This window comes from Corynebacterium sp. c3Ub_189 (assembly GCF_039907195.1).
GTDB lineage: Bacteria > Actinomycetota > Actinomycetes > Mycobacteriales > Mycobacteriaceae > Corynebacterium.
This window is the reverse complement of sequence record NZ_JASBOF010000006.1, coordinates 46,887-62,894: the sequence shown is the minus strand read 5'-3', so window position 1 is coordinate 62,894 and position 16,008 is coordinate 46,887. Positions and strand designations below refer to the sequence as shown.

Sequence of the window (16,008 nt, the reverse complement as noted above, 5' to 3'; positions counted from 1 at the left end):
TTTAGCCTTCGGCGTCCTCGCTGCCGGGGCGGGTATAGACCGCCATATCCATGCGGGCAATGCCAAAGGTGCGCTTCTTCAGCTTCTGGCCGGTGGGCTCAAAACCAGCAGGCCACACAGTATCCGCGGAATCAACATGGCGCTCAATTACTACCATTGCGCGGTCGGTAAGCACCGGTTCGATGGCAGCAATGAGTTCATTCACCTCGTCGAATGCGTACGGCGGGTCTGCAAGCACCAGGTCAAAGTGTTTGCGCGGGGCACTAGCCAGGTAGGTGCCTACCTTCATCTCTTGCACGAGCACGCCGGGATGCTTGACGACGCCCATGTTATGCCGGATGATCTTCACCGCATCGGCCGAAGATTCCACCAGTACTGCTTCCTCTGCCCCTCGGCTCGCCGCCTCTAGGCCCAGGGCACCAGAGCCAGCAAAAAGATCGAGCACCGAAGATCCAGCAAAGCCCCACCGTGCAGTGAGGGATGAAAAAAGCCCTTCCCGGGCGCGATCTGCGGTAGGCCGGGTTCCTTCTGCGGGCACTTTAATGGTGCGTCCGCGAGCTTCGCCGGCAATAATGCGCGTCATTTATGCTTCTCCAATCTCCATCAATAAGTCTCCGCCGACCACGTCACTAAAGTCAGAGACCATAATACGGTGGACCTTTCCTGGTCCCGGGCTTTCTACGGGAGCCTCGAGCTTCGTGGCTTCGACAGTCGCAAGCGGGACTCCGGTATCAACAGTGTCTCCCACATTCACATGGCAGCGGACGATGCCCGCGAAGGGGGCGTAAATTTTCATGCTTCTAGGTTAACCCGTCTTAGTTCTTCTCCAAGTATTCCTGTTCGCTTTCGCTCAAATTGCGCGTGAGTTTCTCAGCCAACTCGGGATTGCGCACCACCATGGCGCGCGCATCCGTGTGGGTGCGCTCCACAATGTCTTGGTCATCCGCCAAGTTCAGTAGCCGCAGTGTGCGGTGCGTTCCGGACTGCATGGTGCCCAAGATGTCGCCCTCTTGGCGCTGGCGCAAATCAAGCTCGGCCAGTTCAAAACCCGAGGAAGTTTGGGCGATCTGAGTAATACGCCGGAAGGACGGAGTGTTATCGGCTGCCGTCGTGTGCAAAAGGCAGACGGAGGCATTGCCACCTCGTCCCACACGCCCACGCAACTGGTGCAACTGGGAAACGCCGAAATGCTCGGACTCGCGAATGAGCATTACCGTGGCATTGGGGACATCCACGCCCACCTCAATGACCGTGGTAGAGACCAGGATATCTATCTCTCCCCTGGCAAATGACGTCATTACCTCGTCTTTATTGGGCATCTTCCCATGCAAAATGGCGATCCGTAGTCCCTTGAAGGGACCGTTTTCTAACTGCTGTGCAAGCTCTAGAACTCCGCCTTTGCCTTCAATGCGCGGGCAAACGATATAGGCCTGATGGCCGTGGGCAACCTCCTCGCGTATCCGCTCGAGTGCGCGCAGCACCCAGGTCGGCCGCCACTCGGCCACCACTGCTGACTGAATAGGTTTGCGACCACCGGGCAGCTCGGTCAGCGTTGATACGGCGAGGTCGCCAAAGACGGTCATCGCAATGGTGCGCGGAATCGGTGTTGCTGTCATCACCAGCACGTGGGGGCTGAGGCCTTCACGTGCCTTTAACCGCAGGCTATCGCGCTGCTCTACACCGAACCGGTGTTGCTCATCTACGACGACCAATCCAAGGTTAAAGAACTCCACGGTGTCTTGGATAATCGCATGGGTTCCAATGATGATGTCCGCGTCACCGGAGACAATCTCCAATAAAGCCTGCCGCTTGTCCGCCGTTCGCATGGAGCCGGTCAGGAGTACGACCTTGACGCCTTCGGGAACCGAGGTCCCAATGGAGGCAGCGTGTTGGGAGGCGAGTACTTCCGTCGGCGCCAGCAGTGCTGCCTGCGTTCCTGCGTCGACAGCCTGCAGCATAGCGCAGGTAGCCACCATGGTTTTGCCTGAGCCAACCTCGCCTTGCAGCAACCTCATCATGGGCAGCGGACGAGCCAGATCGTCTTCAATCTCGCTAATGACGCGACGCTGCCCTTCGGTCAGATCAAAGGGCAGATGGCTCAGCAATTCTTCGCGATAGCCGCCTAGGGTGGCCGGCATGGTAGAAGCGGTCCGGGCTTCGGCATCTCGCTGGCGCAATGCCATCACCAAACCTATGGACAGCGCCTCGTTGTATTTTAGCCGCTGAATCGCACGGTACGGGCCCGCTTTCCCGGGCTCGTGGATTTCCCGCACTGCCTTATCGAGGCTGATGATCATCTGATAATCCAGCGGTTCCGCAATCGGCGGGGTCTTAGATAGGACGTAGTGGATGGCGCCCATGATGTACCACGAGGTCACCTTGGACGTGGCTGGGTACACCGGTATCCATTCACGTTCCAAGAGGAGCTGGTCGAGCCTGCCAAACTGCGACAGGTTCCGCAGCGAGCCGGTGGCCTTTGGGCGGTGCTTCTTGCCGGATTCGGCCGCTGACTGGCGGTAATCATCCAGTTCGCCATCGGGACGGCCAAACGCATCGATCTCTACAAAGTCCGGTTGCTGCAACTGCGGCTGGTTGCGAAAGAACTTAAGCTTGCCGCTCATCATGACGCGCTGTCCGCGGTGCAACATCCGCATCACGTAATTGGCATTGAAAAAAGTCGCAACGATGCTGCCATCGAGCTGCACATTGATGATGGTGGTCTTGCCCGAATCATGGCGGGTGAATCCGGTAATGGTTCCGGTAACCGTGACGATATCGCCCTCCGCAGCGTCTCCTAGTCCGACGTCCTTGTTGTGGCGGATATAGTCTCGCGGATAGTGAGCTAAGAGCTCGCCGCAGGTTTCATACCCCAGTGCTTTGGTAATCTTCGCGGCGTCCTTCGCCGCAAGCACCTCTGTCAAAGGGCGGTTGTCCTGCCAGCCGAGCATTGCTATTCCACTCCGATTTCGGTTGCGATATCCGGTACCTTCAGTGCCATGACGTCCACGCGAAGCTGTTGAGCTAGATCCTCCTGGTCTAGGTCAAGGGCGCTTAGGACCGTGACCTGCTCGCCGCCTTCTGCCAAGAGACCGCGGCAGGTGGCAATGATTGACTGCAGGGTTTCCTGGCTGGGGTAAGCCACTCGCATGGACTTGGCAGCATCGCGCATGGCAGCAACGACGGCACCAGTATCTGGGTTATCCGGTTCATAGACGGAAATCGCAGCCAGAGCTGCAGCCAAAGACTGCGCGGGCACTACTCGCCCGGCGCTGGTCTCCGAACTCAAACCGGTAGCAAGGACGATGTCCTCCTCTTCCGCCGCAATGGGATCATCCGGTGACACAACGCTCACCCCCGCAGATGCCAGAAGATCGCTGATAGGCCCGGCCGGTGCGGCAGCAATTACCCGGCGAGCGATCGGTGCTTCGGAGGCAGATTCGGTGTGAGCAGGCAACACCTCAAGGTGCAGGTTGGATACCTTTCCTATACCAAAGGCGGTTTCAATGACCCTGCCTGCCCGCCAGGAGTGGATATGTACATTAGCGCTGTCCTCGGTGGCCCGAGCGATAACGAGGCTGTCTCCCAACGGTTCAATTGCTACCTGCAGCGTGTCTAAATCTCCCTCGAAGAAAAAGACCACTTCCAGTTCAGTTTCCGGCTCCGTTTCGGGCAGGCCTGTGTGCCCGGTGGATCCTTCGATTTCTGCGAGCAGAGACTCTAAGAGGATGACGAGGCCGGCGCCGCCAGCATCCACCACTCCTGCCTCGCGCAGGGCTGGCAATTGCGAAGGAGTGCGCTCGAGGGCCGCTTCCGCGGCAGCGATTGCGGCGCTGACAATACTGTGCAAGGTTGCGCCTGTGTGCGCTTCAGCGTCATCGGCGGCCTCAGCTGCTGCCTTCAAGACCGTGACAACTGTGCCTTCCACCGGCTCGACAATGGCTCGGTCCACCAGCTCCACGGCCTGCTGCAGGGAGCGGGCAAAGACAGCACCGTCGATAACTGAGTCCACAGTTGACTCGGCCACGCCGCGCAGAACCTGGGACAGTACCATTCCCGAGTTCCCGCGGGCACCACGCACCGCCCCGAGTGCAAGGGAGTCGGCGACATCGCCGCCATTGTCGAGCTCCGCAACCGCTGCCTCCATGGTGTGCGCCATATTCGAGCCCGTATCGGAATCCGGTACAGGAAAGACATTGAGCGCGTTGATCTCATCGCGGCGATGGGCTAATTCCCCCACGGCGCGGGTAGCCCAATTGCGCATTCCGTGGGAATCCAGCGTGCTGGGGTAGGACATGCGCAATAGTTTACAAGCGCCAGTCTATTTCCTGTGCGCCTTGGTCCCGCAAAAGGGCGTTTGCCCGGGAAAAGGGCTTCGAGCCAAAGAAGCCGCGGCTGGCAGAAAGCGGTGAGGGGTGCGGGGACTTGATACAGGGGACGTCGGGAAGAAAGCGCTCACACGCCTGCGCATCCCGGCCCCAGAGAATCGCGACCATGGGGCTGCGGTTGAGCGCGCGAATGGCAGCCTCGGTGATCTCTTCCCAGCCAATTCGGCGGTGCGAACCGGCTTGGCCTGGGGCTACGGTAAGTACTCTGTTAAGCAACAGCACTCCCTGGTCCGCCCAGGCGCTCAGGTCACCATCCTCCCGGCCGTTGATACCCAGATCATCGTGCAGCTCGCGGTAAATATTGACCAAGGAACGCGGTGGTTTCACGCCTGGACGGGTAGAAAAGGCCATGCCCATGGCGTGTCCTGGGGTGGGATAAGGGTCTTGACCCACGATGAGCACGCGGACCTCATCCAGCGGCATCTGTAACGCGCGGCAGACGTCCTCAGCCGGGGGCAAATAGTCCTGCCCCTCAAGAGCATGGGAGATCTGTGGCCATTGCTCTTCTACTACCGGCGCCAGCACCGGTTCCCAGGAAGGGTGGTAAGTGGGATGCATGGTTAAAAGCTCAGCCAGCCTTTCTGATAGCTCGGTGTCGTGCCGCCCAGCGTAACCCCGCAGCCGCGGGTTACGGTGCCAATCTTTCGGAATCCGGAGGGCGCTTCCTTTGCCGTCGTGCCGATGAGGGTGTGGTCTTCTCCACCGCTGAGTACCCATTCCCACGGGTCGCAGTCGAGTAGATCCGCGGCTTGGCACAGCAATTCTTCCGGTTGCAAGGCCTGTGGATCCAAGTCCATGTGTACGCAGGAGTGCTCGGCCATCGTCGTGCAGTCTTGAATCAGCCCGTCTGAGTTATCGGTCATGGCGGTGACCCCCGCGGCACGGGCAATGACGCCGCGGCCGGGGTTGAGCCAGGGGGCACAGTGGGCGTCGATAAGCGGCTGCAGGTGCTCATGTCCTGCAGGAAGGTTCCGGCCGAAGCGCTCCAACAAGGCCAAGCCGGCGGCCGAGTGGCCGATCTTGCCGTGCGCTACCACCTGCTGGCCGGCCCGCGCCCCGTCCAAGGTCAAGGCGGGAAGGCTGCCGCCGAGGAAGCCTACGGCCGTGATATTGATGACCAAGAGATCGGACTTCGTAAGGTCGCCGCCTACCAACTCGGCGTTATAGAAAGAGCTATGCTCCGCGATTCCCTCGGCAATGCCGCGCACGAAGGGCACCGGGGTATCGCCTGGCGCGGCGATTGCAAGGAGGGCGGCAACCGGTCGAGCACCCATAGCTTCCACATCGGCAAAGTTGCGCAAGATGGCCTTCTTGCCAATCTCGCGCGGGGAAGACCACTCGCGCAGGAAATGACGTCCCTCCACCATCAAGTCGGTGGCCGCGACGGTGCGGGAATTCGGTGGTGCACTGGGCAGTACCGCGGCATCGTCTCCATTGAGCCCACTGGAGGCCACGGAGGTAATTTCCCGGATGGCGGCGCGTTCTCCCACATCTGCGAGAGTCTGAGTTAAGTTCACCAGCTTCCTTTCGATACTATGAACCCTTATGACATCCCAATTTAACCGCACCGCGATCTTCATTTCACTTGGGTTGTCCATAGTGATGGTTCTGGCGGTCCTTTTCGGCGCAAAATACGTATTCAATAACGTCGCCAAAGCACCCGTGGCGGTCTCCCCCGTGGAGTCTAAGGAGGCAGACTCGCAAGCCTGCCGCAGCTTTATCGACGCCCTTCCGGATCAGGTCATGGATAAGCCACGTGCCGATATTGCCGAGCCCGTGCCTTCGGGCGTCGCGGCCTGGGCCACTACCTCAGACGATAAGGTCACCGTGCGCTGTGGCGTGGATATGCCTTTCCAATACACTGAGTACTCCCAGACCCAGGACCTAGAGGGCGAACAGTGGTTCCAGGTGCGCGATGCCACCCCTGGCTCGAACCTCACCACTTGGTATACGCCGCAGCGCTTCCCCATTGTCGCGGTCACTGCCTCCACTGACGCAGAGCCGGGCGAGCTTAACGACGCCCTCTCGTCCCTCGAAGAAAAGCCTGCCACCGCCCACGAGGCACCACTCAAGACGCTCAAGGCGGGCAATGACCAAATGTGCGCCGAAGTAGAAAAGGCCCTGCCCGATTCGGTGGCTGAGGGATACAACCGCCGCACGGTAGAGGAAAAGAATACCTATGTGTGGAGCGCCGATGGCCGCGAAGACATCGTCGCGCGATGCGGCGTAGCCAAGCCGGAGAACTATCGCGCCGGAGTCAAGCTCCAGCAGGTTAACGATATTCCGTGGTTCGAGGACACCACCTTGGCCCATGGCACGACCGCAGGCACGTGGTTTGCCCTCGGCCGCGAGGACTACCTGGCGCTACACGCCCCACAAGATGCCGCGCAGGCGGCACTGGTGGAAATCGGCGACGTGCTCGCAGAGCACACGACCGAAAAGTAGGCAGCGCTTAGGCCTACTTGGCTAGGGCCTGCTCGATAAGCGCCTCAAGTAGTGCCGGGTATTCCACCCCGGAAGCCGCGAGCACCTGCGGGTACATGGAGATCGGGGTAAAGCCCGGCAGGGTATTGATCTCGTTGATGTACACGGAGTCCTCGGTGACGAAGAAGTCGACTCGGGACAGGCCCTCACAGTTGAGGGCCTCGAAGGCGCGGATTGCCATGTCGCGCAGTTTCTCGGTCAACTCAGGTGCGAACGGCGCAGGGATTTCGGCGGTGACCACGTTGTCGAGGTACTTTGTGTCAAAGCCATAAAAGCCCTCGTCAGAATCATCGATACCGGCAAGCAGCGCCGGGACGGAGGCCAGCAAGGTGCCATCGGCATAGTGGAGTACGCCGATTTCTACCTCTTGGCCTACGATTTCCGGCTCCACCAGGATCTTTTCGTCATCTTCTAACGCCAGGTCGACGGCTGCGGGGAATTCTTCCCAGCTATTCACTTTGGATACGCCGATTGATGATCCGCCCCGGGCGGGCTTTACAAAGACGGGCAACCCTAGGTGCTGCTTTTCTTCCTCGCTGAGCTCGGTACGACCCTTCAGAATGACCTCGGGCGCTACTGGTAGGTCCGCGGCCGCCAGCACCTTCTTGGTAAATTCCTTATCCATACCCACCGAGGAAGCCAAGACCCCTGGGCCTACATAGGGCAGGCCGGAAAGCTCAAAGAGTCCTTGAACTGTACCGTCCTCACCAAAGGGGCCATGCAGAATGGGAAATACCACGTCGACCTCTGCGAAGAGCGTGCCGTCGGTGACGTTGTGGAACTGTCCCCTGGCATTGGGATCAAGAGAAAGGGTCAGTTCCGCACCTGGGCTGACCTCCGGCATAACGCCATCGACAATTTCTAAACCCTCAGTGGTGCCGGGCGTCCACGTGCCCTCACGGGTAATGCCGATGGGCGCCACATCGAATTTCTCTGGGTCCAGGTGGTTCATGATCGCGCCTGCGGATACGCAGGATACGGAGTGCTCAGTGCTACGGCCGCCATAGATAACGGCCACGCGGGTCTTTTCAGTCATGCCCGCAGATTTTACCCTCGACCTACTCCGACTTCTTGGACCGACCCATCAAAGCGATGATCATATCTTCCACCGCCATACCCTCGTAGCACACGCCATAAACCGCGTGCGTGATAGGCATCTCAACTCCGGCCTGCTGGGCGAGGCGATAGATGGAGTCACAGGAGTAGACGCCCTCCGCGACCTGGCCATTGGTCGCAGCCTTGGCCTCTTCAATCGTGCCGCCTTGGCCCAAGCGGTAGCCAAAGGTGCGGTTGCGCGAGAGTGTCGAGGTGCATGTTGCCACCAAGTCGCCCATGCCTGCGAGGCCGGAGAAAGTAAATGGATCCGCCCCCAACTCCACGCCCAGGCGAGTAATTTCCGCCAGACCGCGGGTGATGATGGTGGCCATGGTGTTATTGCCTAGCCCCTTGCCGGAGGCGATACCACAGGCCAAGGCGATGACGTTTTTGCAGGCGCCGCCGATTTCCGCGCCTATAACATCGTTATTGGTGTAGGGCCGCAGGTACGGCGCGGCGACCGCTGCTTGCACGCGCTGAGCGCGGTCTTCATCGGAGCAGGCAATCACCGTGGCGGCCACTTGGCCGGCAGCGATCTCCTTGGCCAAGTTCGGGCCAGACAGTACCGCCACGCGGTCTGCTGGCACGCCGGCCGCATCCATAATGACCTCGCTCATGCGCTTGAGCGTGGCGGTCTCTACACCCTTAGAAATGGAGACCAAGGTGGCGTCTTCCGGCAAGTGCGGCGCCCACTTTTCCACGTTGGCGCGCAAGGTTTGGGAGGGAACGCCGAACACGACGACGTCGGCAAGCGCCAGCGCTTCCACATCATTGTCGGTGGCTCTCACTGCGGCCGGCAGCCGGGTATCCGGCAAATAGTCCGGATTGGTGTGGGTCTCGTTGATGGCCTGCGCCAATTCCGCGCGGCGCGCCCACAGGCGAACGTCATTTCCGGCGTCCGCAAAGACCTTGGCCAAGGTAGTGCCCCAAGAACCAGCACCCATCACGGCAACATTAACCATGGTGTCTCCTCCAAACGTGCAAATCTATAACCCCAACCTTAAAGCATGCCCGTCCCCCGTGGGGCGAGGATGCACAACGCGCCTTACCCGTGGGACAATGGGCCCTTAGACGTTGTTCTTATAAACCCAATTACTGTGGAAAGGCCCCGTGGAGGCAGACGATGCCCAATATTAAAAAGATGCACGAAACCGACAAGGATCAGCAGCACGAGGAGTTTATTTCCGGCCGCCACCAGGAAATCCCGGTGGACCCCGCCAAGGAATTCCACCGCACTACGCTTGCGGCCGGCGCCGTAATCTGGCGCGGGTCCCCGCAGGACCCAGAGATCGCGCTCATCCACCGCCCCCATTACGATGATTGGTCCCTGCCCAAGGGCAAGGTCGATCCCGGCGAGTCCCTGCCCACGACCGCAGCCCGGGAAATCCTGGAGGAAACCGGATTTAGCGTGCGTCTGGGCAAGCTCATTGGCAAGGTAACTTACCCAGTCCAGGGCCGCACTAAGGTGGTCTACTACTGGGTGGCCAAGTACCTGGGCGGAACCTATTCCGCCAATAGTGAAACCGATGAGTTGCGCTGGCTGCCTATCGACGAGGCGCAAGACCTACTGTCCTACGACGTTGATACCGCGGTAGTGGCCAAGGCGGCTAAGCGCCTACGCATCGCGCCCGCTACCCGCGTGCTCTATGTGCGCCACGCACGCGCGCATGAGAGGGTGAGCTGGCAAGGCGATGACAACCTGCGGCCACTGGATAAGAAGGGCCGCCGCCAAGCAGAGATGCTGGTGCCGATGCTGAGTGCTTTCCACCCCACCGCGATTTACTCAGCCTTGCCCCAGCGCTGCCAGCAGACGGCTGCCCCGCTCGCCGACGAACTAGGCAAGGACATTTCCATCAACAAAAACTTTGGCGACGAGGCCTGGGAGAACGACCCAGAAGCAGCCAAGAAAGCTTTCCGCCGCGTGGTCAACGAAGGCGGCGTTCCCGTCATCGTAAGCCAGGGCGCCACCATTCCTGGCATCATCGAGGACCTCGCCCCAAAGTTCCTGAAAAAGCCGGTGGACAAGCTGAAGTTTAAGAAGGCTTCTGTGTGGGTCTTGTCTTTCAACAATGGCGAGCTCACCGGTGCCGATTACCTGGCTAGCCCACTGCCGGTGCGCTAGTTTCCTGGTTCCTCGCCGACCAACAATTAAGGCCCTGCCTTCCATCTCATGCGGTGGACGAGCAGGGCCTTACTTGCGCAACTATCGTGCGGCTGCGGGGTTTTCTAACCGCGCAAGCCGAGCGTGCGACGGACGAAGAGGACCAAAATGAGGGTGTTCAGTGCTGGGTACACAAACATGCCGACTAGGGTAAAGCTCAACACTACGTACAGGACGGCACTCAGGACGACTACCAAGATGGTCACTCCGACATTCTTCTTCGCTACCTCGATGGAAGCCCCAAAGGTCTCGCCAACGGATAGCTCAGGACGTACGGCCTTAACAGCCGGCATCCAAGTAAAGAAGAAGGCGGCGAAGAGTCCCGGAATAATCAGGAGAATGAAGCCCAGGGAAATAACCAGCCACGAAAGCACATTCACCGCCATGAGACCGGCGACATTTTTAAAGCTCAGAAAGTCCTTTATCTCCAGCATCCCGGTATCAACCTGTTTATTAGCAGCCTTGTACCAGGTGCTAATGGACCAAATAAACACTAGGAACATGGCGATAATAGCTAAGAACATTACCGCAATTAACCCACCAGTAAGTGCGGCATCGGAACCCGAGCCACTATTGGCTAGGGCATCAATGGATGTACCGCTGCCTGCTAGGACGAGGGTCAACAGCAAATAGAGAATGGAGACAATTACGATCTGCACCAGTGGACCGAAAATCCACTGCGCCCAATTGCGGCCGAAGTAGCGGAAGCTATCCGCGATTACCTGAATGGCGTCTACGTCACGACCAAAAAGGGAATCTTCTCCTTGGTAGGTGCTTCCGGCGTATCCGGGTTGCCCGAACTGTTGCTGACCGTACTGCTGCCCGTAGCCTGGTTGGCCGTTCGCGCCGTTTCCGTAGGGCGCAGATTCACTGGCAGGTCCGGGAGTACCTCGACCATTGTTTCCTGAATTAAAGGAATTATTATTCGAATAGGGATTGCTCATAGATTTAAAGCTAGGGGCATACTTTGTTACAGGAAACTGGAGCAGGTGATTGTTACTCTTACGTTACCAATTTTTACCCCCGCAGCTCCCCCAAGGTTTGTACTCAAGACTCATACCCAAATGCAAAACACCCCCACCGCCCCCTTGAACTGCTCCCCATTAGTTGGACTGAGAAATCAGTTTCCGATTAGTGGGGAGTAGTTTTCATTGAGAGCTCGAAGTTTGGTGAGTGAGCATCAGCGGGAGCAGTTGGTTGAACTATTTGAGCAAGGCGTGGGCTATCGTGCCGCCGCTACTGCTCTTGGTGTCTCCACATACGCCGCCCGTATGCTTTGTCGTCGGTTTAAGCTGCATGGCAGACTATGTCTTGTGGAAAAACCGACTAAGCAGCAGTATTCGTTCGAAATCAAGAAGGAAGTTGTCCAACGCCACCTTGCTGGTGAGACAGCGATGAATCTTGCGCGCGAGTTTGGCCTGTCATCAGAGAAGCTGGTCAGCGGATGGTCGAGGAAATGGCGTAAAGGTGGCGATGAGGCACTAAAACCGAAGCCGAAGGGCAGGCCCAAAGGCTCGGTCACGCCGAAGCCGCTCTCGGAGGAAGCGAAGCTGCGTCGCCAGATCGCGCGGTTGGAAGCGGAAAACGCATATCTAAAAAAATTGCGGGACTTGAGGAATCAGGGACACGCCTGAAGGTCCAGGCGATTGTCATCCTCAAGTCACGGCATCGTCTGCAATACCTTTTGGATGCGGCCGGCATGGCACGGTCGACATTCTTCTACCACCAGAAACGACTCAGCGAGCCGGATAAGCACGCTGCGCTCAAAGACGCGATCTTAGAAAGCTTCGAGCGTAACAAGCATCGCTACGGCTACCGACGAGTGCTACTTGACCTGCGCAACCAGGGGTGGGTGGTCAACCACAAGCTCGTCTACAAACTCATGAGCGAAATGGGGCTTCGAGCCAAGGTCCGCCGGCGCAGGCCATATGTTTCTTATAACGGGACGATCAGCCACATTGCCGACAACACGCTTGACCGCAAGTTCACCCCAGATAAGCCAAATACCGTCTTTGTTAGCGACGTCACCGAGTTCAGGGTCGCAGGCCGCAAGGTCTACCTGTCACCGGTGATGGATCTGTTCGACCGTTCAATCGTTGCCCACACCGTGGCTACATCGCCGTCGACAGCGTTTACCGCCGATTCTTTAACTAAGACAATTAAAACGTGTACGCCTGAGCCTGGGTGGATGATGCATACCGATCAAGGTTTCCAGTACCAGCATTCGTCCTGGCGCAACCTGATTCATGACAACGGTGGTGTTCAGTCAATGTCGCGTAAAGCCAACTGTTACGACAACGCGGTCATGGAGAATTTCTTCGGGCACTTGAAAACCGAGATGTACCACGGAGAAGTCTTCGACACCGTCGCAGAGTTCAACCAGGCCATCGACGAGTACATCCAGTGGTACAACACCGAACGCATCCAACAACGACTCAAGGGCCTGACCCCGATGCAATATCGAAATCAGACCCTTGAAGCCCTAACCGCCTAGAATTAAACCAGTCCAACTTTCGGGGGCCAGTTCACCTTCTTTAGAAAGAACTGTAGGGGTGTTGGCGCAAGTTCATCCCCAACCGCGCTCCCATTTATGGGGCGATAACAGAGGGCTTAAAGCCGGGGCGTCGCTTTTCATAGTCAGCAATATTGTCCTCGTTACGGAGGGTGATACCAATGTCATCGAGTCCCTCCATCAACCGCCAACGGGTGTAGTCATCGATGTCAAAGCGGTAGGTATTTTCTCCCACCGTGACCGTTCGCGCCTCCAAGTCAACGGTGACCTGGGTTTCTCCTGCCTCCAGCTGCTTCCAGATAAGCTCTATGTCTTCTTGTTCCATCAAGCCGGTAAGAAGGCCGGACTTTCCTGCGTTGCCGCGGAAGATATCTGCAAAGCGGGACGAAAACACGGCACGGAACCCGTATTCACTCAACGCCCATACTGCATGTTCGCGGGAGGATCCGGTGCCAAAATCACTGCCTGCAAAAAGCACCGACCCATCTTTAAATTGCGCTTGGTTGAGCACGAAGCTGTCATCGGAGCGCCAATTAGAAAACAACCCTTCAGAAAAGCCTGTACGCTTAACCGACTTCAAGTAACGCGCGGGGATGATTTGATCGGTATCCACATTGGAAGCGCGCAGGGGCACGCCCGTTCCCGTATAGGTAATAAACTTCTCCATTGTCAATGCCTTTCTTAGCGCTCAATTCAAGTCAGCAGGACTAGACAGGTATCCGGTCACGGCTGTAGCGGCAGCCACCTGGGGTGACACTAGGTGTGTGCGCCCACCAGGACCTTGACGGCCCTCGAAATTGCGGTTGGAGGTGGAGGCGGAGCGCTCGCCCGGCGCCAATTGGTCTGGATTCATCCCCAAGCACATCGAGCAACCAGCGGTACGCCATTCAGCGCCAAACTGGCGGAAGATTTCATCTAGGCCTTCTTCCTCCGCTTGAGCCTTGACGGCTGCTGAAGACGGCACTACCAGCATCCGCGTATCTTCAGCGATGGTACGGCCCTTGACTACGCCGGCTGCGGCGCGCAAATCTTCAATGCGAGCATTGGTGCATGAGCCGACAAAGACGGTATCTATTTTGATATCGCGCAGGGCAGTTCCCGGCTGCAGGTCCATATATTGTAGGGCCTTTTCTACGGTAGCCTTTTCATTATCGTCACCGCAGTCTTCTGGATCTGGAACGCTCTCACCTAATGGCAGGCCTTGTCCAGGATTGGTTCCCCAGGTAACGAATGGGGTCAGCGAGGAGCCATCGATTTCCACAACGGTATCGAATTCTGCTCCTTCGTCCGTGGGAAGCGTTTTCCAATACTCAACCGCAGCATCCCAGTCTGCTCCTGTGGGAGCGAACTCGCGGCCCTTGACATACTCGAAGGTCGTCCCATCGGGAGCAACCATGCCGGCGCGGGCTCCTGCCTCAATAGACATATTGCATATCGTCATGCGCGCCTCCATGGACATCTTGCGTATGGCCTCACCGCGATATTCAATGATGTGACCTTGTCCGCCACCAGTACCGATTTTGGCGATAATGGCCAAGATGAGGTCCTTGGCAGATACCCCCTCTTGCAGCTCGCCAGTCACTTCGATAGCCATAGTTTTGAATGGCTTTAAAGAAAGCGTCTGCGTAGCCATGACGTGTTCTACCTCAGAGGTGCCAATACCCATGGCGATAGAACCAAAGGCACCGTGCGTGGAGGTATGCGAGTCGCCACACACGATTGTCATACCCGGCTGGGTGATTCCCAGCTGCGGGCCAACTGTGTGCACAATGCCCTGCTGGGCATCACCCATAGAGTGCAAGCGCACTCCAAATCCCTCGCAATTTTTGCGCAGGGTCGATACCTGGGTGCGCGAAACCACATCCTTGATTTCCAAGAGGTTGCCGGACTTGATGCCTTGCGTGGGAACGTTATGGTCCTCGGTGGCCAAGTGCAGCTCAGGGTGGCGCAACGTGCGGCCGGCCAGCCGCAAGCTATCAAATGCCTGCGGACTGGTAACTTCATGTAGTAGCTGAAAGTCAATAAAGATAAGGTCTGGCGCCCCAGCATCGCCGTGTTGGACGACGTGATCGCGCCACACTTTTTCTGCCAATGTCAGCTTCTGGTTCATAAACATCTCTCCACACTTGAAATCTCATAAGTTGGGACGTAGATTTCATTGTATGGGAGAGTATAGCGCAGTTTCCGGAATCAAGGTGTTGGATCGAGCAATGGCCATTATGATGGCCGCCGCCAACCACCCCTCCACCCTCAATGAATTATGCGAAACCACGGGCCTACCTCGAGCGACAGCACACCGATTGGCCACCGCACTCGAAGCGCACCGCATTCTCGTTCGCACCCCCGATGGGAAGTGGAAGGCCGGCCCTGCCCTTCCCGGCAACCGCGATCACCTCCTCGAGGCAGCCGGGCCAATCATGGAGAAACTGCGCGAAGATACCGGAGAATCCATCCAGCTCTACGAGGTCACCGGAAATACCCGTACCTGCATTGCCTCCAGGGAGCCGGAATCCGGACTCCACAACGTCGTGCCGGTCGGGCGCCAGCTACCGCTTAGCTCCGGCTCTGCCGCGCGCATCATTGCCGCACATGTAGACATCAATACCGATAACGCCTCGTTTACCCAAGGAGACATTGAGGCGGCCAGAAACCAAGGCTATTCCGAGTCTATTGAGGAACGCGAAGCCGGCTTAGCCTCCATCTCCGCGCCGGTTTTCGATAGTTCCGGAACCTTTCTCGCGGTGTTGTCGATTTCCGGATCTGCCGAGCGCTTCCGCCCCTCCCCGGCCCAGAAATACGCCGACATTCTCACTTTCGCCGCACGCGAATTGAGCAACCACCTCTAAGGCCCTCCCTAGCTTTACGACGCCCGCCTCCACCTAGCCCCAAGGAGGCGGACCCTTTTATTTCCCGAACCAGAAAATTCAGTAAAACGCGCTCGCACCTATTGAAACCGAAATGAAAATACGGTTTAATGAAAACACACTGAAAACAACGGGGAACGTCCCCCACCAGAGAGGATCAAACATCATGACCCACACCACCCACGAAGACCACACCCACACCCATGGCGCCGATTGCGGCCACGTTTCCTTCCCACACGGCGACCACACCGACTACCTCCACGAGGGCCACATTCACCGTGAGCATGATGGCCACTGGGATGAGTGCGAAACCACCGAGCACGTTGAAGCCGAGGCCCACGCCGACCACACCCATGGTGAAGGCTGCGGCCACGTAGCGATCCCGCACGGCGACCACGTGGACTACCTGCACGACGGCCACCGCCACGCCGCACACGGCGATCACTACGACGAGCACTAAGCACCTATCGGGGCCCAGCCCCACGTGCTTGCCGCCTAGGTCCCTTG

The 16,008-nt window shown here is 58.1% G+C and carries 15 protein-coding genes and 1 pseudogene; 5 read left to right on the top strand and 11 right to left on the bottom strand.

Annotated features, from left to right (window positions below; genetic code table 11):
- Window position 1: 1 nt before the first annotated feature.
- From rsmD to QKD99_RS04470, 6 genes are read right to left on the bottom strand one after another with little or no spacing between them, the layout of a single operon-like run.
- Window positions 2-583, bottom strand: coding sequence for a 16S rRNA (guanine(966)-N(2))-methyltransferase RsmD (gene rsmD / locus QKD99_RS04495; RefSeq protein ID WP_347950828.1), 582 nt, complete (start codon window positions 581-583; stop codon window positions 2-4).
- Window positions 584-796, bottom strand: coding sequence for a biotin/lipoyl-containing protein (locus QKD99_RS04490; RefSeq protein WP_347950827.1), 213 nt, complete (start codon window positions 794-796; stop codon window positions 584-586).
- 19 nt (window positions 797-815) lie between these two features.
- Complete coding sequence (locus tag QKD99_RS04485; RefSeq protein ID WP_347950826.1) at window positions 816-2,948, bottom strand: ATP-dependent DNA helicase RecG; 2,133 nt, start codon at window positions 2,946-2,948, stop codon at window positions 816-818.
- Between the two features lie 2 nt (window positions 2,949-2,950).
- Entirely contained in the window at window positions 2,951-4,294 is a 1,344-nt protein-coding gene (locus QKD99_RS04480) for a DAK2 domain-containing protein (RefSeq protein WP_347950825.1), read from the bottom strand.
- Between the two features lie 10 nt (window positions 4,295-4,304).
- Entirely contained in the window at window positions 4,305-4,943 is a 639-nt protein-coding gene (locus QKD99_RS04475) for a uracil-DNA glycosylase (protein ID WP_347950824.1), read from the bottom strand.
- A gap of 2 nt (window positions 4,944-4,945) precedes the next feature.
- A complete protein-coding gene (locus tag QKD99_RS04470; protein WP_347950823.1) occupies window positions 4,946-5,983 on the bottom strand; it encodes a thiamine-phosphate kinase in 1,038 nt (345 codons plus the stop codon).
- On the opposite strand from QKD99_RS04470, the gene QKD99_RS04465 reads away from it, so the two are divergent.
- On the top strand, window positions 5,931-6,830 hold the full coding sequence (locus QKD99_RS04465) for a DUF3515 domain-containing protein (RefSeq protein WP_347950822.1): 900 nt from the start codon (window positions 5,931-5,933) through the stop codon (window positions 6,828-6,830). The genes QKD99_RS04470 and QKD99_RS04465 overlap by 53 nt on opposite strands.
- A gap of 13 nt (window positions 6,831-6,843) precedes the next feature.
- On the opposite strand, the gene QKD99_RS04460 is transcribed toward QKD99_RS04465, so the two are convergent.
- Together QKD99_RS04460 and QKD99_RS04455 are read right to left on the bottom strand one after the other, a co-directional pair.
- Window positions 6,844-7,905 (bottom strand): D-alanine--D-alanine ligase family protein, encoded by a 1,062-nt coding sequence (locus tag QKD99_RS04460; RefSeq protein WP_347950821.1) that lies wholly within the window; start codon window positions 7,903-7,905, stop codon window positions 6,844-6,846.
- A gap of 22 nt (window positions 7,906-7,927) precedes the next feature.
- Entirely contained in the window at window positions 7,928-8,926 is a 999-nt protein-coding gene (locus QKD99_RS04455; protein ID WP_347950820.1) for an NAD(P)H-dependent glycerol-3-phosphate dehydrogenase, read from the bottom strand.
- Between the two features lie 161 nt (window positions 8,927-9,087).
- Between QKD99_RS04455 and QKD99_RS04450 the strand changes: the two genes are divergently transcribed.
- Window positions 9,088-10,086, top strand: a complete 999-nt coding sequence (locus tag QKD99_RS04450) for a bifunctional NUDIX hydrolase/histidine phosphatase family protein (protein WP_200435224.1) — start codon at window positions 9,088-9,090, stop codon at window positions 10,084-10,086.
- Between the two features lie 104 nt (window positions 10,087-10,190).
- Here QKD99_RS04450 and QKD99_RS04445 read toward each other — a convergent pair whose 3' ends face one another.
- Entirely contained in the window at window positions 10,191-11,069 is an 879-nt protein-coding gene (locus tag QKD99_RS04445; RefSeq protein WP_347950819.1) for a hypothetical protein, read from the bottom strand.
- Between the two features lie 328 nt (window positions 11,070-11,397).
- Here QKD99_RS04445 and QKD99_RS04440 point away from each other — a divergent pair.
- Window positions 11,398-12,619: pseudogene (locus QKD99_RS04440) on the top strand (IS3 family transposase); the annotation flags it as partial.
- 94 nt (window positions 12,620-12,713) lie between these two features.
- Here the strand turns inward: QKD99_RS04440 and leuD are convergent.
- Window positions 12,714-13,304 carry a 3-isopropylmalate dehydratase small subunit gene (gene leuD / locus QKD99_RS04435; protein WP_005323303.1) on the bottom strand — a complete coding sequence of 197 codons (591 nt, stop codon included), beginning with the start codon at window positions 13,302-13,304 and terminating at the stop codon, window positions 12,714-12,716.
- A gap of 21 nt (window positions 13,305-13,325) precedes the next feature.
- Window positions 13,326-14,747: a 3-isopropylmalate dehydratase large subunit gene (gene leuC, locus QKD99_RS04430; protein WP_347950818.1), complete on the bottom strand. Its 1,422-nt coding sequence runs from the start codon at window positions 14,745-14,747 to the stop codon at window positions 13,326-13,328.
- A 52-nt stretch (window positions 14,748-14,799) separates the two neighbouring features.
- Between leuC and QKD99_RS04425 the strand changes: the two genes are divergently transcribed.
- Window positions 14,800-15,483, top strand: coding sequence for an IclR family transcriptional regulator (locus tag QKD99_RS04425; RefSeq protein WP_347950817.1), 684 nt, complete (start codon window positions 14,800-14,802; stop codon window positions 15,481-15,483).
- Between the two features lie 184 nt (window positions 15,484-15,667).
- The gene (locus QKD99_RS04420; RefSeq protein ID WP_234447205.1) at window positions 15,668-15,961 is read left to right on the top strand and encodes a hypothetical protein; all 294 of its coding nucleotides are present in this window, start codon (window positions 15,668-15,670) and stop codon (window positions 15,959-15,961) included.
- Window positions 15,962-16,008: the final 47 nt, after the last annotated feature.